The organism is Lujinxingia vulgaris (assembly GCF_007997005.1).
GTDB lineage: Bacteria > Myxococcota_A > Bradymonadia > Bradymonadales > Bradymonadaceae > Lujinxingia.
This window is the reverse complement of sequence record NZ_VOSL01000048.1, coordinates 76,310-97,137: the sequence shown is the minus strand read 5'-3', so window position 1 is coordinate 97,137 and position 20,828 is coordinate 76,310. Positions and strand designations below refer to the sequence as shown.

The following is a 20,828-nucleotide window of genomic DNA, read 5'->3' as shown; positions in this document are numbered from 1 at the left end:
CGCCGGGCCCCACCGCCGCTCCATCGCGCCGCGCAGCGGGCGCTCGAGGGCCAGCGCCCCTAACCCCAGCAGCGGAAGCAGCCAGAGCCACCAGGGGACGCTCCCCGCCGGCGCGCGCGCCGGACCGAGCTCGCCATCGATCTTCGGCTCGGCAAGCTCCAGAAGATCAAACTGCGACTGCCCCGACTCCCCGCGGTGCACCTCGTCCATCGGCGCGTCATCGAGGCTGGCGGCCGGGAGCGTGCCCGGCTCCACGTGGATCGTGCGCGCGTCGACCTTTGCGACCTTGTAGGCGCCTTCTTCCGGGTTGAAGTACGCCAGCGTGAGCTCGGGCAGGGTCAGCGGACCTTCTTTGAGCGGCATCAACGTAAAGCGCACCTCGCGGGTGCCGTGAATGCGCGTGCCCTGGCGGATCTGCTGCGGCTCATCGGCGGTGGCGATCACGCGGTAGGCCTCCGTGTCGCTTAACGTGGGGACCTGCAGGCGAGAGGCGCGGCCGACCCCGGTGATGCGCAGCGTGTAGTCCAGCGTGCCGCCGACCCGCGCGCTCCGCGAGTCGAGCTGGGAGGTCATCGACCACTGCCCCACATTGTTGCGGTCGAAGCCGGGCGGGGCGTCGGGGGGAAGTTCTTGAACCCGAAAGCTCACCGCCTCCGCCTGAATCTCGATCTGCGAGCGCGGCCCGAAGAGCGACGCTCGCTCCAGCGGAAGCGTCATCGCCTCCACCGTCAGCTCACCGGCCTCCAGAGGAAAGAGCGCGTAGCCGCGCACGCCGCTGACGTTCCAGTGCTGGCCCTGCAGGGTGGTGGTGCGGCGCTGGCGGACCACGACATCGCTTAAGTCTTCGACCCAGAAGTCGTCCAGGGCGGGCTCATCGGGCGGGGAGGCCCTCAACCCCCCACTGCGCGCGTTGGTGTAGAGCTCGTAGATCAGCGTGATCTGCTCGCCGAGGTAGGGGTCGCGCTCGGAGGGCTCCACCTTCACATCGAGGAAGGCCACATTGTTGCGGGCGCCGGCCGGCGGCGTGGGTTCGGGAACCTGATCGGGCGCGGTGACGCGCACGCTGACCGGGTTGGGCGTAAAGGAGCGCGTGCCAACCCGCACCCGCGGTGGCTCGATGGTGTAAATCTCATGCTCCGACGGCGCGCGAAGTTGATAGCGGACTTTGAGCGAGCGCTCGACCTGCCCGTTACGGCTGATCATCGAGGGGGCGCTGCCGGCTCCGACCAGCCGAAAGGGGCCAAAACGCGGATCGCGCTCCACGCGGATGTCGTAATTGCCGCCGACCCTCGCCACCAGCTCGTACTCCACCACCTGGCCCGGGGCCACGACTTTTGGGGAGGCGCTCACCGTGATCTCGACGTCCTGCTGGGCGCGGGCCTCAACCGTCCAGAGCAGCGAGAGCGCCGCGCAGATGCAGGCCACCAGCGCGGACAGACGTTGAGCGTTGTGCGTGGCGTGGCGCATCACCAATCCCTCTCGATGTGGCGGCGAGGCACGTCTTCGAGTGCTTTCTTGAGCTGGAAGTTGTCGTCGCTCTCTTCGAGCGCGCGCAGGATCTCCATGAGCTCTTGTTTCTCCTCGTCGGTGGGCTCCTCTGAGGGCTGAGCCTGGGCCTCCTGAGGCTCTTCGGAGGCTTGCTCCTCATCCTGCGGAGCCTCGCTCTCGTCCTGTTGCTGCTCGCCATCCTGCGGATCTTGCGGCTCCTCGTGCTGAGAATCACCGCGCTCCTGCGGGTCGTCCTGATCCTCCTGATTTTGTTGCTGGTCTTGCTGCTGTTCCTGCTGGTCCTGGGAGTTGGAGCCGCCGGATCCGCCCCCATTGAGGCTCTGCAGGTGGTAGAAGCCCGGCTCGCCAGTGATCTTCAGGAGGGCGCGCTCGTCGTCGAGGTCTCCGATGCTGAGCCCCTGATCCAGCGTGATCGCGCTGAGCTCGGGCGCAGCGTCTTCGTTGCCGGCGGTGTCCTGCGCGTTTGCGGCCGCAGCCGTGGTTGGCGTGGGCGCGGCTGGCGAGGGCGTGCTCTCGGGGCGCTCGGCCACCATGCGATCTTCGCCGATCACCGGATCCACGTGGGACAGGGTGTGGGCGGGGAAGGGGCCGTAAGGAAGCTCCGCGGCCGGATCGGCGTCGGGGCGCCAGGCTTCTTGCGGGATGCTGGAGATGCCCCATTGCAACGGCTCCTCTTCAGGGACGGGCACGCTGAAGAAGTCGGCCTCGCCAGGGCAGATGCGGGCGTAGCGCACCTCCTGCTGCTCCTCGCTCAAGGTCGCGGGCTCATCGGGCCCGTTGTTGGGCCAGTGCGCGTCGTTGCCCGAGGGGCAGGCCGCAAAGGGGTAGAATTTAAGGGTGTACGGGCCCTGCTGGGCGTCGTCGACCGGCGTGACGCTGACGCGGACCTCCTCCACCTCGCCAAGCTCAGGGATACCCGCGCTGAGCCGATTTCCGGCAGCAAGCCCCCGCGCCAGGAGCTCGCCAGAGGCTGCGTCGCGAACCTCCATGCGCAGCTGCGGCGGCTCCTCGGATTCGAGGTCGGGCTGCGGTTGAAGATCCACAAAGAGGGTCTCGGCACCCTCGGGCTTAAACGTGAACCAGTCTTCATCGCCCTTGCAGATGTGGAGTTTGTGTTCGTTGCCCTCCAGCGCGGCGGCGGTATTGGCCGAGCCATTAGGTTCGTAGGCGTCTTCGAGCGCCTCGCAGGGGGGCACAAAGTGCACGTCGAGCGCGTAGGCGAACTCCAGGCCCGGGTCGGTCTCTACGGCGATGAAAACCGGCGCGGGGTTGGGGCCGCCCAGAAGTTGCTGGCTGAGCACGATCTCGTCGATGGCGCGCGTCACTTCGCCGCGGGCGTTCTGACCGCGCAGGGCATCTTCGTCGTCGTCGAGGCCCTCGTCGATGGCGAGCACCGTCTGGCCGTCGGGGGCGATGATGCTCAGGCGAAGCGCGCCCGGCTCGGTCAGAAAGACGCGCTCCGGATCGGGCTCCTCGCGCACCTCCTTAAAGGTCGCGCTCACCCCGAGCAGCGTGCCGGGCACGGCGTCGAGCTTAAAGAGGTCGATGTTCTCGCCACAGAGGGTGAGATCGTCGAGGGTGGGTTTTTCCAGGGCGTGGGCGCTCTGCGGATCGTTGTTGGGCTCGAGCTCATCCTCGAAGGTGGCGCAGGGTGGGTAGAGCGCGCGCAGCGCGACTTCCAGGTTATGACGCAGCGCTTCGCCAAGCTCGGGATCTTCGGGCTCTTCGACCGTAGAAAAGAGTTTGAGGCCCTGGCGGAAGGCGTCGTGGGCTTCGCGCCAGTCTTCGAGACCGGCCAGGCTAAGCCCGAGGTTGTAGAGGATCGCGGCGCGAAACTCCGGGTCATCCACGGTGAGCGCGCGGGCAAAGGCCTCGCGGGCACCCTCGAAGTCCTCTAAGCCCAGGAGCGCGCGGCCGCGGTTGTAGTGGAACTCGGGGCGATCGTCATAGGTCGCGGCCAGGGGATCCATCAGGTCGAGGGCCTGCTGGAACTCTCCCTCGTCGATGAGCTGGTTGGCCTCTTCGATGGCGGCGTCGGGGCGCGGCGGGGGCTCGCAGCCGGAGCTCCCGAGCAGCAATGCGACGAGCGAGAGCCCCAGGATGGCGCGGACGCGACGGCTGAGTCGCCCGCCGAGCGAGCTCCCACCGACGGTCGGCAGGACGCGCTGGCCCAGAAAGATCGACAGCAGCGTGAGCACAAAGGCGGGGATCAGAAAGATCATAAAGCGGTCGATGTAGCGCTCGCGAAGTTGATCTTCGAACTGCGTGCGCTCCAGCTGGTCCAGAAAGCCCACCAGCGCGTTGGAGACTGCACCGGGGCGGTCAAAGTGGATGTAGGTGCCGCCGGTGGTCTGCGCGATCTTCTTGAGCGTGGCGTCATCGAGGGTGCTCAAGACGTACTCGCCATCGCGATCGCGCAGAAAGCCCCGGCGGCTGCCGTTCTGGTCGAAGACGGGCACGCGCGCGCCTTCGGTGCTGCCCACGCCCACGGTGACCACGCGGATGCCCAGCTCCGCGGCGCGCCGGGCGGCGACCATCGGGTCGGACTCATGATCTTCGCCGTCGGTGATCAGCACGATGACCTGGTTGGGGGAGCGGGCCATGGCGCCCTCGTCCTCCGAATCGTCGGCGCGGCCGGTGAGCAGCTCGGTGGCGTCGACCAGCGCCGCGCCCAGCGAGGTGCCGCCGACCGGGATCTGCTCGGGGTGCACGCGCCGCAAAAAGAAGTTGATCGCCGCGTAGTCGGTCGTCAGCGGGGCCTGCGGAAAGGAGAGGGAGGTGAAGATCACAAGGCCCACACGGTCGCCTGCCAGGCGCGTCATAAAGGTCTGAATCTCGCGGTTGGCGGCCTCCAGGCGGTTGGGCGCGACGTCCTCGGCGAGCATGGAGCGGGAGAGGTCCATGGCGAAGACCACATCGAGGCCCTCGCGGGAGGAGGGAGCGTCGCTGATGCCCCATTGCGGCTGGGCCAGGGCGATGGTCAAGAGCGCCAGCGCAGCGAGCTGGCAGACGCGGGCGACGAGCTTGCGGGTGGGGTTGAAGGAGGCGGTCATCGCCTCGATCAGCGGGAGGTCGCCCAGGCGGCGCAGCACCCCGCGGCGCCAGACTTCGTAGCTTATCCAGGCCACCGCCAGGGGAATCAGCAGGGCCAGCCAGTAGAGGTTGTCGGTCTTTGCGAACACCATCGGCGCCTCTTCTTAAGGAAAGGTCCGACACAGCGTGTGCCGCGCGAAGAAGTGAAAGGCCAGCAGCAAAAGCGCCGCGAGCGCCCAGCTGTGGTAATGCTCGCGGTAGCGCACGCTCTTGACGTCTTCGAGCTCGGTGCGGTCGTAGGCGTCGATGATCTCGTGCAGATCCTCGCGCATCGAGCGCGCGTCGAAGGCGCGGAAGTACTGGCCGCCGGTGACGGTGGCGATCTCCTGCATCAACTCGGGGTTAATGGGGAACTCGCTGGTCTGATAGGCGATGCGCCCGCTGAAGATGTCGCGGCCGGCCGCAATAAGCGCCTTGCCCTCTCGCCCCACCAGGATGGGGTAGACGACCGCGTCGATGTCGCGGGCCATCTCGGCGGCCTGCACTGGCGAGATGTTGCCGCCGCGGCGATCGCCATCGGTGATGAGGATGATGAGTTTGGACTCGGCCTCGCTCTCCACCAGCCCGGCCACCGCGCGCCCCAGGGCGTTTCCGATGGCGGTGCCGGAGTCGTCGATGTCGCCGAGCTGCAGGCTGGCCAGGCTCTCGTCGAGGAGCTCGTGGTCGAGGGTCAGCGGGAAGTGCAGGTAGGCGTCGCGGGCAAAGAGCACGACGCCGATGCGGTCGTTGGGGCGCGTGGCGATGAACTCGCGCAGGGTGCGCACGGCGTCTTCAAAACGGGTGGGCGGGCGCTGGCCGCGGGCCTCCAGCGCGCGGGCCTGGGCCGGGTCGAGGTCAATGGCGCGCATCGAGCCGCTCATATCCAAAGCCACAAAGATGTCGATGCCCTCCACCTCCGTGGGGAGGGGCTCAGAGGTCTGGGGGCGCGCGATCGCCACGATCATCGCCGCCAGCGCGAGCAGGAGGGCCAGGTCGATCAGCGGGTCGAGCACCACGCGGGGGCCGCGCGAGCGCTGCGCCAACCTGCCGGTGGCCGAGAAAAGAAAGGAAGGCTGACGGCGCGCGCGAATGCGCGGGGTGAGCATCATCACCGCCAGCAGCGGGATGAGGATCAAGAGGCCCAGCACCCAGGGGTGGGCAAACGCAAAGGTGGCGATCAGCAGCGGGGAGCTCATCATCGCGTCGCCTCCTCGCCAGTGTCCGGGCTCTCGGCAGGCTCTGAGGCCCGCGCGTCGGGTTTAGTGCCTGAAATGGCTTTATTTTCAGGGGGTTGTGGTTCGCCCTCGTCAGCCGTGCTCGCTTGCTCGGGGCGCTGGCGAGTGCGCTCAACGATGTGGAAGGCCGACTGAAGGTGCTGGCGCGCCTCGGCGGGCGCGGGGGTGTGGCCGGCGAATTTGACGCGGTCGCAGGCCCGCAGCCAGCGGCTGAGATCGCCCACGCTTAAGTCCGCCGGGAGCGTGGCGCGATCCTTGAGGCGCGCAACGATCTCGGTGGTGGTGAGCTCGGTGCCCGGGAAGCCCCAGCGTCGCCCCAGGTAGGTCCTCAAGGTCTCGGAGAGGCGGACATAGAAGGCCATCACCTCGCCATCGTCGAGCAGCGAGGAGCTGGCGAGAAACTCGAGCTTTTGCAGGGCTTCTTCGGCCGGGGGCTTGCGTGGGGCCTCGTCGGGTTCGTCGCGACGGCGTCGGCGCGCGAGCAGCGCGCCGGCTGCGCCCAGCGCTAAAAGTCCGAGCGCGCCGCCGGCGATCAGGTAGGGCGTGGCGTCGGAGACGAGCAGGGCGCGCGCGCCGCGCGCGCTCAGGAGCCCGGCGTCGGCCTGGCTGATCGGCGCGACACGCACCGGGGTGCGGGGCACCGTCAGCTCCACCGGCTCGCCATCGCTGCCCAACGCCCGAATGATCACCTCCGGCGATCGGGTGGGGCCGGGTCGAAAGACGGCGAACTCCAGCGCGAAGGTGGTGATCTTCTGGTCGCCCTCATCCCGCGTGTCACTCTCGAGCGCGACGCGCTCCCAGCGCGAGCCCTCCGGGAGCGGGACGATGGTCAGGCGCTGGTCGGCGGCGTGTCGGACGGTGACGCTTACGCTCACGGTGTCGCCGACCTTCAGTCCGTCGGGCACGACCAGCTCATGGCCTTCCAGGGTCGCGCGTGCGCTGTCGTTCTCATCGACACCTTCGCTCGCGGCAGCCGCAGGCGGCTCCGTGGCGTCGGCACGCGCCGGGCCATCCTGGGCGTAGAGCAGCGGTGCTGGCGCGAGGAGCAGCAGCGTTAGCGCGCTTATCTGCAGCGCGCGTCGAGGGTGTTCTGGTGGACAAAAGATCATGGTCGCCTCGCGCGCTGCTTGAAATAACGCACCAGGGGATCGATGTGGTTGCCTTCGGTATCAATGGTGACGCTGTCGATGCGCAGCTTGTTGAAGATGCGCTGCTGGTCGCGGCGCACCCGCGCCATATGCGCGGCAAAACCCTCCCGCACCGCCGACGAGGAGGTGTCGACCGGGATGATTTGCCCCGTCTCGGGATCTTCAAAATGCACCAGACCCATCTCGGGGATGCGACGCTCCATCGGGTCGACGACCACCAGCGGGATGAGCTCGTGGCGGCGGTTGGCGATCTTGAGGCTGCGCTCGTAGTCGGCGTCCAGAAAGTCGCTGATCAGAAAGGAGATGCTGCGCTTGCGGCTGATGCGGGTGAGGTATTCGAGCGCGGTGGTGATCGAGGTTTTGCGCCGCTCGACCCGCGGCTCGAGGATCTCTTTGATGACGCGCAGCACGTGTTTTTTGCCTTTGCGCGGCGGCAAGAAGACCTCGACCTCGTCGGTGAAGATGATCAGCCCCACGCGGTCGTTGTTGGCAATGGCGCTAAACGCGATGAGGGCGGCGAGCTCGGCGGCGGTCTCTTGCTTGCGGCGATGGCGGGTGCCGAAGGACTGGGAGGCCGAGGCGTCGACGAGCAAAAAGACGGTGAGCTCGCGCTCTTCGGTGAACTGTTTGACGTGCAACTCGCTTGTGCGCGCGCTGACGTTCCAGTCGATCACCCGGATGTCGTCGCCGGGCTGGTAGGCGCGCACGTCCAGAAAGTCCATGCCGCGCCCTTTAAAGACGCTGTGGTACTGGCCGGCCAGGTGATCGTTGACCGCGCGGCGCGCGACGATCTCCAGGTGGCGTACCGCTTTAAAAAGTTCACCGGGGAGCATGGTTTTGGGGGCGTCCTTCGAGGGGAGGGGGCGAGGGTGAGTTCGCGTCAAGGCTCGGGATCAGGGGACGTCGATGGTCTCCAGGATCGTGGTGAGCACGCGCTCGGGGGTGTACTCCTCGGCCTCGGCCTCATAGGTGAGCACGACGCGGTGGCGCAAAACGTCGTAGGCCACTGCCTTGATGTCCTCGGGGGTCACGTAGGCGCGACCCTCCAAAAAGGCGTGCGCGCGGCTGGCGAGGTTCAAGTAGATCGTGGCGCGGGGGCTTGCGCCGTAGTCGATAAAGTCGGCTAGCGAGCGCAGCTTGTACTGCTCCGGGGTGCGCGTGGCGTAGATGATGTCGACGATATAATCCTTGAGCTTGTCGTCGATGTAGATCTGGCGCACGAGCTGCTGGGCGTCGAGGACCTCCTGCGGGGTGACCACCGGCTGTGGGGTGGGCATCTCGGCGCTTTCGGTGACCAGATCCATGATCTGGCGCTCCTCGGAGCGGGTGGGGTAGCCGACCTTGATCATGAGCATGAAGCGGTCGACCTGGGCCTCGGGAAGAGGGTAGGTGCCCTCCTGCTCGATGGGGTTCTGCGTGGCGAGCACCAGAAAGGGGCGGTCGAGCTTGTAGGTGGCGTCGCCGATGGTGACCTGGCGCTCCTGCATCGCTTCGAGCAGGGCGGATTGCACCTTGGCGGGGGCGCGGTTGATCTCGTCCGCGAGCAAAATGTTGGTGAAGACCGGACCCTTACGCGGCACGAAGTCGCGGGAGGCCTGATCGAAGATCATCGTGCCGATCAGATCGGCCGGCAGAAGATCCGGGGTGAACTGGATGCGCGCAAACTGGCAGTGAATGCTCTCGGCCAGGCTCTTGACGGTGAGCGTCTTGGCCAGGCCCGGCACCCCTTCAAGCAGCACATGGCCGCCGGTCAGCAGTCCAATGAGCAGGCGGTCGACCATCATGGTCTGACCGATGACGATGGGCGCCAGGGAGGCGCGGATGCGGCTGACAAACTGGCTGGCGTCGGCCACGCGCTCTTCTAAAGCGGCGTTGGCGTCTGCGGCGCTCACATTCTGAGGCGTCTCATCGGGGGTGGTCATACGTCGATCATCCATCGCAGGTTCAGGTTGAGGCGAAGTCTGAAAAGCCGGACTCGGGGGCTCAGCGGGCGTCGTCGAGCGAGGAGGTCGCCATAAAGTCGGCGCGGTCGTTGAGCGGGTGGTCGGAGTGGCCTTTGACCTTGTGGAAGGTCAGGTCGGGGAACTTCGAAACCAGCTCGCGGATCTCCAGAATAAGCTCGCGGTTGGCCTTGGCCTTCCAGCCCTTTGTGAGCACGCCGATGCAGTAGGTGCTGTCGGTGTAAAGATGTACGGGGCGGCTTCGGTCCTCGACGGCCTCCAGCGCGGTTTTGATGCCCATAAGCTCACCGATGTTGTTGGTGCCCTGGCCCAGGTACTGGCCGATCTCGCGGTAGCTTTTGCCATCGCGAATCACCACACCGTAGCCGCAGGGGCCGGGGTTCCCGGAGCAGGCGCCGTCGGTGTAGATCTCCACGACGCCCTCCGCGGGCCACTCCAGCGCGGCGATGGTGTCGGGCACCGACGTCGATTCGTGGCGCGGACCCCAGCGCTCGGGCGCTTCGAGCGATGTAATGGAGCCCGGGGCCGCTTTTGTTCCCGACCGGGAGGACTTCGACGAGGACTTCGACTTTGAGGCGGGCTTTTTGCCGGCGAGTTTGTCTTCGAAGTCGCGGGTGGCATCGACGAGCTCGGCCGACTGGGCGGAGACGTTGCCCGGGGAGGCGCGGTAGATCTTGGCGTCCTCGCTGTTCTGGTAGCGCATCTCCACGCGCCCCGACTCCACGATGGGGTCACCCAGGTGGTCGACCTTGACCCAGACTTTTTTGCCTTTGAAGTAGCGCTCTTGCCAGTCCACAAAAAACCTCGCGGGGGGATCGTTGCGACGTCGGCCCCGCGCAGGTGCAGCAGGCCGACGACGTTGGCCGCCGGTGCGCCGAAGATGCGCCCCGTGCGCGGCCTGAGAAGGGAGGAGGGGAGTAGCATAAGTTGGGGCGGGTGGGAACAGGGGGCAACCCTGTAGGTTGCGGGTCGCGCAGCGAGTTTCGGGGCGTGGAGGTCGATGGAGAAGGGGACGGGGGTGAGGGCGCTCGGCACCGACCTCCGGCAAAACCGTCGAGATGTGCCAGATTGGTGGCGTGACCTGCCCGAAACGCGGTCATCGTGTGCGGGAAATCTGAATTGACCCCCGGCAAAACCGGTCGAGGTGTGCCAGGCTGTCACGATCACCTCCCCCAAAAGCGGCCAAAGCGCGTGTTTTGGGGGAGGTGACCTCCCCCCTGAGGCGGTCTGTGTGTGCCAATCTGTCACGGTGACCCTCGTAAAAATGGGGCGAGGTGTGACTGGTTGTCGGGGTGAGGGGCGAAAACGGGGGTGGGAGACCGGTTTAGAGGTGGGGTGGAGGGCATGCGTGTCCCCCCCGGCGGCCGACGCGATTCAGCTCAGCGCAGCTCCGTGATCTCCAACCTGTAACTCGCGCTATCCCCGGCGCCGACCTTGCCGACGTAGACCTCGTACTCGCCAGCGGGGAAGGCGCCCTCGATGACCGGGTCGAGGCCGTCGGAGTCGTCGTTGCAGTAGCGGCTGCCAGCGGGGCCCAGGATCACAAGGGAGGTGTCGATGGGGGAGCTCGCGCTGAATCTGAGGTAGCTGAAGCTGCTCTGAAGGGTGACGCGGTGGTCGGGGCTGGTGTCGATGTTGCCTGCGCAGGGGCCGGTGGGGCTGCCGCCCAGGGTGGAGGCGTCGCGGCTGCCGCCGGCGGTGCCGGTGCCCACGGCCGGATCAGGGGAAAAGCCCGGGCGCAGCGAGAAGCTCTGGTAGCTTCCGCCCGGGGTGGGGGTGGGGGCGGGCTCGGGGGAGGGGATGCCGTAGCTGAGCTCGGAGGCGTAGAGGTCGTAGGAGGGGTTTCCGCTGGCCAGCGAGCCCACGTAGACCTGGTAGGTGCCGGCGGCGAAGGCGCCGCTGATGCGGGGGTTGAGGCCGACGGTGTCGTCGTTGCAGACGAAGCTGCCGTCGGGGCGGCGGATGATGAGCGAGGTGTCGGCCTCGGAGTTCACGCCCAGGTAGAGGGTGGAGAAGTGGCCGCTCAGGGTGAGGATGTGGTCGGGGCGGTTGCTGATTTTGCCGGCGCATCCGGCGGTGCTGCCGGTGATGGCGCTCGCGTCGATGTTGCCGCCGGCCAGGCCGCCGACGGTGGCCGGGTCGGGCGTGAAGTTCGGGGAGAGGGTGAGGGCTGCGAAGTTGGCTTCTGCCGAGGGGGAGCCCGGGTTTTGCGGGGGGGCGGCGTTGACCGGGCGCTCGGAGAGCTCCAGGCGGTAGGAGCGGTCGTCGGCCTGGCCGATGGCGCCGATGAAGATCTGGTAGTCCCCGGCGGGCATGCGCCCGGCGACCTCCGGGTTGAGGCCGTGGGTGTCGTCATCGCACAAAAAGCTTCCGTCGGGGCGGCGGATGGCCAGGCTTGTGTCGGCCTCACTGGTGATGCCGAAGCGCAGATAGCCAAAATCGGTGGTGAGCTTCACCGTGTGGTCGGGCCGCGCATCGACCATGCCAATGCACTCACCGCCGGCGACCGGGCCCAGCGAGGCGGCGTTGACGGAGCCTCCGGCCAGGCCGCGGCCGATGGCCGGGTCGGGGACAAAGCCCGGGCTGAGCGCGAAGCTCTGGTAGCGCGCCGCGTTTTCAGCCGGGTTGGCCTGCTCCGGCGTGGGTTCGGAGCGCGGGGTGGAGGGGCTGGAGGCGGCGGTGCGCATGATCTGCTCGATCCCGGGGTTGCTCTCGGAGGCGCCCCGCACCAGCACGAGCTCGTCGTTGCCAAAGATCGAGGGGGTCTGCTGAAAACGCCCGGGGATGCCGCGCAGCGCGCGGCGCGTGAAGGACCAGGCGTCGCGGGCGCTGACCTGCGCCTCCGACGACGCCCAGCCACGCAGCGCGCCGAGCAAGAGGTAGCTAAACGCCGGGCGCTGTGCACCGGGGAGGGCGCCGGCGAACTCGGTGGCCTCGGCCGCCGAGAGGATCACCGTGGATTTGCTCAAGGTCGGCTGCACGTTGATGGGGATCACCGGCTGGGTCGGGGCCAGCGGGTCGCCGTTGGAGGCCCGACCGCTGAAGCAGGCGTCGACGACCATCACCGTGTTGGCCTGCTTTCCCTCGTTGAGCACATCGAGCAGCGCCTGCTGGGAGAGGCCGCGGGCTTTGAGGCTGTCGGGATCTTGCTGGGCGTCGACGCCCACAAGAAGACCATCGGTCGCCGAGCCCGGCGCGCCGTGGCCGATGAAGACAAACCAGAGCGTTCCGCCTTCGCCCACCTCCGAGGCGGCCTGCTCCGCAAAGCGCAGGAGCTGCTCGCGGGTGGCCTGGCGGTCGGTGAGGGTGTGCACCCGGGGGACCCCCAGGTCATCGCTCAAAAAACGCTCCCAGTCGTTGGCGTTGTCGATGGCGCCGGGGACGTCGGGCAAAAACACGTAGTCCTGCAGCGCCACAATGATGGCGGCATCACGCGTGCCCGAGCGCTCGACCGCAGCCGGCGCGCTCAGCGCGGGGTAGGGGCCCTGCGGCGGGGCCTGGGCGCTGGCGAGGGTCGGCGTCTGAAAGAGCAGCGCGGCAAAAAGTGCGGCGAGCAGTGAGAATGGATGACGAGAGCGAAGAGACGCCATACTGACTCCAATTCGATTGGGGAAGATCACGATTCGCAATTCGTTACATTAGTAATGGTCTTGGCCCGGACAATCCAGTCGAGCGCGGCGCGCTACCTCGAAGGTGGCGGGGCGCGCCATGAGGTGGTCATCAGGGCAATCGCAAAGTGAATCCCCACCACCCGCCACCGTAGGGGGACCCCTTGTGGGTCCCCGCTTTGGGAGTTCCGGAGGGGCACAAGACCCCTCCCTACGGATTGGGTGGGTTCTCCACAAAAAGATCTTGTGGGACTTTGCGATTGCCCTGAGGTGGTCATGAGGTGGCATTGACACTGCAGGGTTGCCCCCCTAAAAGGGCGCCGAAGTGGCAAGCGCGCGACGTAGAGAGATGACCCATCAGGGAGCACAACGTGCTGGATATACAGTTTGCGACGCCGGCGCTGGACCGCTCAGTGAGCCTGCGTCGACAGGTGACCGCCCAGGCGATGCAGGTCTTTGGCGGATGGGGCTACCGGGAAATTCAAATCCCCTTGCTGGAGCGCTTTGACGCCCTGCAGGGTGCGCTCGACGAAGATCAGATCGCGCGCAGCTTTCGTTTTGTGGATCGGGGCGGCAACCTCATGGTGCTGCGCCCCGACGTGACGCCGGCGGTGGCCAAGACCTTTGCGTTTCAGCTCAGCGGGCTGCCCCTGCCGCTGCGCGTCAGCTACGCCAATAAAGTCGTGCGCATCGAGCGCAGCTTCTCGGGCGCGCAGGTTGAGAGTTACCAGCTGGGGGCCGAGCTCATCGGGCGCGGCGGGCTGGTGGCCGATGTGGAGGTGCTGCTCGTGGTGCTCGAGGTGCTGGAGCGCCTGGGGCTGAAGATGTTCCACATCAACCTGGCCGATCATCAGCTGGCGCGCCATCTTCTCAAGGCGACCGGCGCGCCCAGACGCATCCGCGAAGACGTGGAAGAGGCGATCCTGGCGCGCGACCCCGATGAGGTGCGCCTGATCCTCGAAGGCCTCGGCACCCGTAAGCCCTTCATCGACTCCATCGCGGTGCTCGCCGGCCTGGAAGGCGGTCTGCAACAGCTCGACTGGATCGAGAAGGCGTTGCCCAACGAGCTGGAGCTGCTGGAGCGGGTGCAGTACCTGCGCGACATTGAGCGCACGCTGGCCGAGCTCGGCTATGGCAAGAAGGTGCGCATCGACCTGGGTGAGATCGATGGGCCGGGTTATTACACCGGCATCGGGTTCAGCGTGGTCTCGGAGGGGGCCAGCCGAAGGCTGGCGCGGGGCGGGCGCTACGACACCTTGATCGGACGTTTTGGCAAAGAGACGCCGGCGGTCGGCTTTTCGTTCTCGTTGGAGACGCTGGTGGAGCTCCTGCATCCGAAGGTCGCCCAGGGTGGGGCGCGCCGGCGTGCGCACGAGGTGGTGACGGTGCGTGAGAGCGATGCGGTGCTGGGCTTTGAAGAGGTCCTGGAGCGACGACGCAATAACCTGCCCACGCGCGTGATTGCCCGTGGCGAGGAGCGAGGATGACACAGCGACAGAGCTTGAGGCTGGCGTTGCCCATGAGCGCGGAGCTCGACGCGATCGTCGAGCAGCTGCGCGCCTGTGGGTTTGCGCTGCCGGATCTGGACATGCCGGGGCTCCACCACGTGGGCGACCCGCTCGGTTGCGGCTTTGATTTTGAGGTCTTTCCGCTGGCGCCGGCCGATGTCGGCACCTACGTCGAGCACGCGATCAGTCACCTGGGGGTGATGAGCACCGATCTTCTCAATGAGACCGGCGTGGAGGTGTGGCGGCCTTATACCTTTGCCTTTGGGCGCTACCCGCTGATTCTGGCGGCGCCGAAGGGCGAGACCTTCGCGAGCCTCTCGTCGCGTCCGCTGGCGCGCATCGCGACGCCTTATCCGGCGCTGGCGCGTGAGGTCTTCTCCCATCGCGGGATGAACGTGGAGGTGGTCAACGTCAGCGACACCTACACCGCGTGCCTGCTGGGGTTGGCCGATGCCTTTGTGGATCGCCTCGAAGATCCGGCGCCGATGCATGAGCACGACTTCCGGGCGATCGATGTGCTGGGCTACAGTCAGCTTAAGCTCGTGGTGAACCGCGCGCTGGGCTCACGCCGTCGCATCGCGATTCAGGCGCTCGTGAAGTGCTTGCAGTCCCAGCCGGTGGCGGCGCCGCCGGTGATCGACATTCCCTTTGATGATGAAGACGAGCAGCTGCCGGGGCCCTTTCTGGAGTGGGACGAAGACTCCGGCGGAGAGATCGCGGGCTGAGTCGGTGATGCCAGTGACGGTGACGACGCGAAGCGTGAAAGCAGAAAAAAGCCCGGGCGATGGCCCGGGCTTTTTTCGTTGTCGCGAGCCTCAGGGGGCGCCCTGCCAGGGAGAGCGCTGTCCGACGCGGTCGGCGTAGATGTGCATCCAGGCCGCGCTGTGGTGCTGGCCCTGCGCATCGAGGATCTCGCCAAGGTGGCGGTAGAGCTCTTCGAGGCCCAGGGTGCTGCCGTCATAGAGGTTGAGCGCGCGGCTGATGGTGTCGCGGGCCTGATCCAGCTCGCCCTGGCGGAAGTACAGCCAACCCAGGGTGTCGACGTAGCTGGAGTTTCGGCCACCGGCCAGCGCGATGGCGCGTCTGGCAAGCTCAAGGCCTTCGTCGATGTGCTGGTCGGTGGTGGCGTACATGTAGGCCAGGTTGTTGAGGTAGATGGCCAGGTTTTCGCGACGGGGGCTGGTCAGCAGCGACTGGAAGATGCGGTCGCGGTAGACGCCGTAGGCGGCCAGCGCGTCGTCATGGCGGTAGGCCTCAGCGAGCTGTCCGGCGAACTGCTGCCAGTTGATGCCGGCGCTGCTGGCGATGCGCGGGAGGCGGGTGTCGAGGAAGTCGCGCACGTACTGCATGCCGCGACCGCTGCGATCGAGCGACCCGGCGGTGAGCACCAGCTGCAGAGGTTGGGTCGCGGCGTAGGCCGGGGCCATCGGGGTCTGGGTGAGGGTCTCCATCAACAGGCGCGCGTCGTCGGGAAGATCGCCGTCGATGGCGGCGACCAGCGCGTCGTGCAGCGCGCTGATCGAGGGGATGCCGCGGCGCATGGCGTTGAGGAAGGCGTCGGCAGCGGGCTCTCCGGAGCCCATCGTGGCGATGGCGTGCGCGGCGTCGTAGGCCGGGGAGTTCTCCGGCTGGGGTTCCCCGAGAGCCTGCAGCGCGGCGGTGTAGAGGCGGCGCGAGTTGAGGTCGGTGGCGATGGCGACCCGATGTGCGGGGTCACCGGCCAGCGCGTCGAGGCGATGGAGCCAGGGTTGGGCGCGATCTTCAAATCCCAGGGCCAGCTCGGCCTCGGCGATCGCGCGCAGGTGAAGCGGTCCCAGAGTGTCGGGGTTGAGCTCGGTGGCGAGCACCCGGGCGATCTCCACATCGAGGCGCTCGTTGTTGAGCATGGCGAGCAGCGCGTCGACCACCGAGGGGTGGGCGCCGGTGCGCTCGACCATCGCCATCATGCGCTCGCGGGCCTGGGCGACGTCGCCGTTGCGAAAACGCAGGTAGATGCGCTCGAGCTCCCAGCTGATGGCGGCGGGACGGATGGCCTGAAGGTGGTCGAGGATGGCCAGCGGCACCCGGATGTCGGGGCTGAAGCGGCTGCGGCGATAGAGGTTCTCGAGGACGGTCTCGGGCTGATCGGCGGTGCGCACCATCTGCGGCAGGAGGGCGCGGAGGGTGTCGAGATCGCCGTCGATGAGCGCGGCGTTAAGCGCCAGGTTGAGCTCGGATGCGACCGGGATTTGGGCGGCGCCGCGTCGGGCGACCTCCAGCGCGAGGTCATCGAGCGCCAGGTCGGTGAGCAGTTCGCTGACCAGGGTGCGGGCGAGTTGGCGGTCGGCGCTGGCGTTGATATGCGCCTCGGCGGCATCAGTGATCGCCGCATCGGGGGCGTTTTGAGCGCGGAGCAGCGCGAGCTGCAGCGCGACGTTCTCCCGATCGGAGGCCCGGGTCTCCCACAGCGGGGCGAGCACCGTTTCGGCGCGCGCGGTGTGCCCGAAGGCGAGGAGCTGCAGAGTGATCTGGCGGCGGGCCTCGGGGGCGTTGTTCGCGGCGGTGAGCAGCGCGTCGACGGCGCCGTCGATGGCCTCATCGTCGCCCCGAAGTAGCGCGGCGTGCAGCCGAAGGCGTCCAAGGCGGGGCGACTCGCGAAGCTCCCCGGGCAGCGTGTCGAGGTGGGCGAGGACCGCGTCGATATAGCCGAGAGAGGCGATGGTCTCCAGCGCGCCGACGATGGCGTCTTCGATGGCGTTGGAGCTCAACGCGTCGCCAAAGTCGGCGCCGCGCAGCTGGCGCATCCACTCGAGGTGCGCGTCGACGTCGGCCAGCGCCTGGCGGACATCGCCGTGATGCTCCAGGTCATAGTGAGTCTTCAGCGGGAAGGCCTGGGCGGTGGTCTCGGGCTGACCGGCCAGCTCCTGAAGCAGGCGTCGGGCCAGCTCGGGTTGGGCGGCGAGCTCCAGGCGCATCGCCGCATTGGCAGCGCTCTCGGTGTTCGCGCCCGGCAGCTCCACTGAGCGGATCAGAAGGTCCATGCCTTCCTCAAACTGACCTTTCAGGATCAGGGCCTGCGCGAGCTGGCCGAGGTAGCTGACGTCGCCCGCATCGACCGCCGCGCGCAGGTAGGCGATGGCCTCATCGCGGCGTCCCATGCGCATAAGCGTGTCACCGACGGGGCCGACAAAATCCTCATTGCTGCGCTCCAGCGGGTCGACCACCGGACGCAGCGTCATCAGAAGATCGTCGACGGCGGCCCCCGGGGTGATGGCGAGCTGGCGGTTGAGCAGGAGCAGCGCGCCGGTGGCAGCGTCGCCCTCTTGGATCTCCTCCTCGATCATCGCCTGGCTCAGCGCGTGGTAGCCGGCGGTGTCGAGTTGATTGACGAGCTCGGTGAGCCCGACGCCCTGGCCGAGCACCTCATCGACAAAGGTGCGGACCTGATCCGGATCGCCCGAGAGAAGCGCCGGGTGGGTGCGTCCCGGGGTCTGGGCGGCGTTGCGGGCGGGGCTGACGCGGGCCTGCTCCATAAAGGGCGCGGCCAGGTCAAAGCGCCCCGCGACACTCACCTCTTCAATGAAGCTGGCGATGAGCTCGCCGGGACACTCCTCGCGCTCGCCGAGGCAAACGTTGGCGTCATCGAGCGCGTCTTCGAGCAGGCCTGCGCGGGCGCGGAGCGTGGCGCGTTGCAGGCGCAGTGTGCGGTCGCCCGGGGCGCGCTGAACGCCCGCATCCAGAAGCTCCAGCGCGCGGTCGAGCTCGCCATGGTTCGCCAGAACATCGGAGGCGGCGAGCCACATCTCGGTCTGAGCGCTCTCGGTGGCCCACTGCGTGAGCAGCTCGCTGGCCTTTTCGCTGCGGCCGGCGCGGAAGTGGTTGAGGGCGATGAGGTAGGTGTGCTCGCCCGGCGTCATGGAGGCGATGCGTTCGAGCTGGGCGATGGCCTCATCCCACATCCCGGCGCTCTCGAGCGTGCTCAAGATGAGCTGGCGTGCGATCAGCGTGTTGGGGGCCTTGGCCAGGTAACTGTCGATGAGTGGGCCGAGCTCGTCGAGCCGGTCTTGCTGCCGGTACATTGTAGCCAGCAGGGTAAAGCCCTGACGGTTGGCGTCGGCGTCTGGCGACGCGAAGAGCAGATTGAGGTAGGGCTCGGCGGCCTCATAGTGCCCGTACTTCATGAGCACCTCGGCGATGCGTACCGCGTCGCGCGTGCTGCGGGAGCGGTCGCGGTGGAGCTGCTCCAGTACGGTCTCGGCGCGCTCAAGCTCGCCGAGCTCCAGGAGCGTCTCGGCGTAGGGGATGGCCACAGAGGCCGGGGAGTTGCCCTGCGCGATGGCGCGCTCGTAGGCGAGCTTTGCGACCTCGAAGTAGCGGCGCTGGCGCCAGAAGTCGGCCTGCCGGATCCAGTCGCGCAACAGGGCGTCGGCCTGCTCGCTCCAGCCCTCAGGGGCCTTCTGGGCCCGCTCGAGCGCGCGGCGATAGTGATGCGCGGCGCGTCGACGTAGCTCGGTGGCATCGTCCGAAGAGGCCTCACGCGACATCGCGTCGTAGACGTCACCGAAGACGCGGTTGGAGACGTAGTCGTCACGATCACCGAAGATCTGGCGGGCCAGGGGAAGTGCGGCCGACGCGCGCTGGCGCGCGCTCAGCCGCGCCAAAATGCCCTCAAAGGCCTGGGCCGGAATGTCGGTCACCGACATATACTGCGCCAGAATGGTGATGGCGCGTTCATCACGGCCGGTATCAAAATAGAGATCGGAGAGTTGCTCGACCCAGCGCCAGTCGTCCGGCGCCGCCTCCAGCAGCGTTTTCAGCGTGGACTCGACACGGTCGGGGAGGTTGGCGCGACGGTATCGCATCAGCGCGTCGGCCAGCGCGTTCTCTTCCTGGCCGGGCGTGCTGTTGGCGACGTAGCGCTCCAGACTCTCGCTCATTGCCGGGAAGCGGCCCTGCTCGAAGTTGATGTCGGCCACGTTGAGCCAGGAGCGATAATTTCCGGCGCGGGCGGAGCGCTCGTAGTAGCTGAGCGCGCGCCCCGGATCGCCAAGACGCCAGAAGCGCTCGGCGACAAAGCGAAGATCTTCTTCCTGGTTGCCGCGCGAGGCGATCCAGGCGTCGTAGGTGGCTTCGGCGTCGGCAGGTCGGCCCCAGGTGGCGTAAAGGCCTGCGAGCGTCTCGACCACGCGGATCTCTTCCCGCGCCGCGCTGCCCAGGCGCTTGAGCAGGCGCTCCGCTTCTTCGAAGAAGCGCTCGCGCGTGAGCAGCTCGGTGATCTGCAGGACGCTGGAGGTCTCCATGTCGACGGCCTGGAGGTAGGCCATAAAGGCCTGCAGCATCGCCTCGCGCTCTTTGAGCTCCATGAGCACGATGCCCAGCGCGAGGTTGGCGTTGTCGGAGGTCTCCGGGAACTGCAGCGCGCGCTCATAGAGCGAGCGGGCCAGGGGGAGGTTGTTACGCTGCTGCGCCCAGTTGGCCGCGCGCTCCAACGCGACGTGGGCCGGCGGGTTGGCCTCGACGAAGCGGTTGATCAGCGCCTCGACCTCATCAAGGCGCGCGCGGGAGGCCAGGAGGTTGGCCAAAAGCTCGGTCATCGGCCAGTCGAGCTGCACCGACTCGGAGGCGTCGAGCAACAGACTCAGCGCGATCTGAGGGGCGCCGTAGTCGGTGGCCAGGCGCGCCAGGCGCGTGTAGTCCGCGGCGGTGGGCTCGCTGGCGAGGTTGTCGAGGGAGGCGCGCAGCGCCGTCTCGGCGCGCGAGGGCTGCTCGGCGCTCAGGTACGCCCGGGCCTGCCTGGCGTAGAGGCTGGCGAGGTCGGGGTGGGGCGGCGGCAGAAGCGCGATCGCCTCGTCGAGAAGTTCGATGGCGGCGGTGTGGGCGTCGAACTCCGAGGCGCGCTCCGCGTAGCTCGCCAGACGTCGGGAGCGCTCCGCGTCGTCGGGCGCCTGGGAGGCGGCGTCGCGCCAGACGCGCAACGCCTCATCGGGAAGATCCAGGCGCAGGTAGAGCGAACCGAGCTGTGCGGCCCCGGCTTCAAAGTCGGGATCCTCTGCCAGCGTACCTTCCAGAAGGTCGACCGCGTCGACGTACTCGCCACGGGCTACCAGCTCGTCGGCGTAGACCAGAGCGTCGGCGCGCAGGCGCTCCAGAGAGGCGGCGGGATGATCGGCGTTGATGAGGCGCAGCGCGCCGCGCAGTCGGATCAGCGTCGCAAGCTGCTGGCGCACCTCGGCGTGGGTGATGCCCGCCTCCAGAACCTCGGCCAACTTCGCGTCATCCACCGCGGTGGCGTCCTCGTTGCGGGCGCGCAGGTACGCCAGCGCGGCCTCGGCCGGTTCATTGAGCGCTTCATTAATACGCGCGACGAGTAAGGAGGCGCGGGCGCCGAACTCCCCGGACTGCTCCGCCACGGTCGCCGGGCGCAGCGCCTGTTGATGCTTATCCTGGGCCACCAGCGCTTCGGCCAACACCAGGTTGGCGCGGGGGTTGGCCATGTCGTTGCCGAGCTCTTCGTGGGCGATGCGCTCGGCCAGGGCGGCGTCACCGGCGCGCAGCGCCTCCTCGCCACGTTGAAGATCGTGGGCGCAGCCGGCGAGCAAGAGGGCCGCCAGAAGCAAGGCTGTGGAATGGGAGCGATGGTGAAGGAGAAACTTCATCATACCGGACACGTCATGCTGAGAGGAGTGGAGCGCTGCGGGTGAGAACACGGCCTCGTCGCCCCGAAATCTGGTCGTAAGATGTGGTCGCACAGCCCGCGCCGGGGCGCAAGAAGGGGGGCCTGGCGTGCGCATCTGACGCGACCTACTTT

The 20,828-nt window shown here is 67.5% G+C and carries 11 protein-coding genes; 2 read left to right on the top strand and 9 right to left on the bottom strand.

What is annotated here, in order from left to right; translation table 11 throughout:
• The 8 genes from FRC96_RS10915 to FRC96_RS10880 form a co-directional block, all read right to left on the bottom strand.
• Positions 1-1,467: BatD family protein (locus tag FRC96_RS10915; RefSeq protein WP_146974527.1), on the bottom strand; the 1,467-nt coding region annotated here is incomplete at its 3' end.
• On the bottom strand, positions 1,467-4,694 hold the full coding sequence (locus FRC96_RS10910; protein WP_146974526.1) for a VWA domain-containing protein: 3,228 nt from the start codon (positions 4,692-4,694) through the stop codon (positions 1,467-1,469). The genes FRC96_RS10915 and FRC96_RS10910, both read right to left, overlap by 1 nt.
• Before the next feature lie 12 nt (positions 4,695-4,706).
• Positions 4,707-5,780 (bottom strand): VWA domain-containing protein, encoded by a 1,074-nt coding sequence (locus tag FRC96_RS10905; protein ID WP_146974525.1) that lies wholly within the window; start codon positions 5,778-5,780, stop codon positions 4,707-4,709.
• On the bottom strand, positions 5,777-6,925 hold the full coding sequence (locus FRC96_RS10900) for a hypothetical protein (RefSeq protein ID WP_146974524.1): 1,149 nt from the start codon (positions 6,923-6,925) through the stop codon (positions 5,777-5,779). Before FRC96_RS10900 ends, FRC96_RS10905 begins: the two co-directional genes overlap by 4 nt.
• A complete protein-coding gene (locus FRC96_RS10895; protein ID WP_146974523.1) occupies positions 6,922-7,797 on the bottom strand; it encodes a DUF58 domain-containing protein in 876 nt (291 codons plus the stop codon). Before FRC96_RS10895 ends, FRC96_RS10900 begins: the two co-directional genes overlap by 4 nt.
• 60 nt (positions 7,798-7,857) lie before the next feature.
• Positions 7,858-8,886 carry an AAA family ATPase gene (locus FRC96_RS10890; RefSeq protein ID WP_146974532.1) on the bottom strand — a complete coding sequence of 343 codons (1,029 nt, stop codon included), beginning with the start codon at positions 8,884-8,886 and terminating at the stop codon, positions 7,858-7,860.
• Between the two features lie 61 nt (positions 8,887-8,947).
• Positions 8,948-9,721, bottom strand: coding sequence for a ribonuclease HI (locus tag FRC96_RS10885; protein WP_230470137.1), 774 nt, complete (start codon positions 9,719-9,721; stop codon positions 8,948-8,950).
• A gap of 583 nt (positions 9,722-10,304) precedes the next feature.
• On the bottom strand, positions 10,305-12,515 hold the full coding sequence (locus FRC96_RS10880; RefSeq protein ID WP_146974522.1) for a caspase family protein: 2,211 nt from the start codon (positions 12,513-12,515) through the stop codon (positions 10,305-10,307).
• Positions 12,516-12,904: 389 nt separating this feature from the next.
• Between FRC96_RS10880 and FRC96_RS10875 the strand changes: the two genes are divergently transcribed.
• Positions 12,905-14,020, top strand: a complete 1,116-nt coding sequence (locus FRC96_RS10875) for an ATP phosphoribosyltransferase regulatory subunit (protein WP_146974521.1) — start codon at positions 12,905-12,907, stop codon at positions 14,018-14,020.
• Positions 14,017-14,766: a hypothetical protein gene (locus FRC96_RS10870; protein WP_146974520.1), complete on the top strand. Its 750-nt coding sequence runs from the start codon at positions 14,017-14,019 to the stop codon at positions 14,764-14,766. The genes FRC96_RS10875 and FRC96_RS10870 overlap by 4 nt, the downstream gene beginning before the upstream one ends.
• A 90-nt stretch (positions 14,767-14,856) precedes the next feature.
• Here the strand turns inward: FRC96_RS10870 and FRC96_RS10865 are convergent, their stop codons facing one another.
• Complete coding sequence (locus tag FRC96_RS10865) at positions 14,857-20,679, bottom strand: tetratricopeptide repeat protein (protein ID WP_230470136.1); 5,823 nt, start codon at positions 20,677-20,679, stop codon at positions 14,857-14,859.
• Positions 20,680-20,828: the final 149 nt, after the last annotated feature.

Bases quoted from the DNA above. Each gene is read 5' to 3' on its own strand.
- FRC96_RS10910 (WP_146974526.1), bottom strand. From the start codon at position 4,694: ATGGTGTTCGCAAAGACCGACAACCTCTACTGGCTGGCCCTGCTGATT.
- FRC96_RS10905 (WP_146974525.1), bottom strand. From the start codon at position 5,780: ATGATGAGCTCCCCGCTGCTGATCGCCACCTTTGCGTTTGCCCACCCC.
- FRC96_RS10900 (WP_146974524.1), bottom strand. From the start codon at position 6,925: ATGATCTTTTGTCCACCAGAACACCCTCGACGCGCGCTGCAGATAAGC.
- FRC96_RS10895 (WP_146974523.1), bottom strand. From the start codon at position 7,797: ATGCTCCCCGGTGAACTTTTTAAAGCGGTACGCCACCTGGAGATCGTC.
- FRC96_RS10890 (WP_146974532.1), bottom strand. From the start codon at position 8,886: ATGACCACCCCCGATGAGACGCCTCAGAATGTGAGCGCCGCAGACGCC.
- FRC96_RS10880 (WP_146974522.1), bottom strand. From the start codon at position 12,515: ATGGCGTCTCTTCGCTCTCGTCATCCATTCTCACTGCTCGCCGCACTT.
- FRC96_RS10870 (WP_146974520.1), top strand. From the start codon at position 14,017: ATGACACAGCGACAGAGCTTGAGGCTGGCGTTGCCCATGAGCGCGGAG.
- FRC96_RS10865 (WP_230470136.1), bottom strand. From the start codon at position 20,679: ATGATGAAGTTTCTCCTTCACCATCGCTCCCATTCCACAGCCTTGCTT.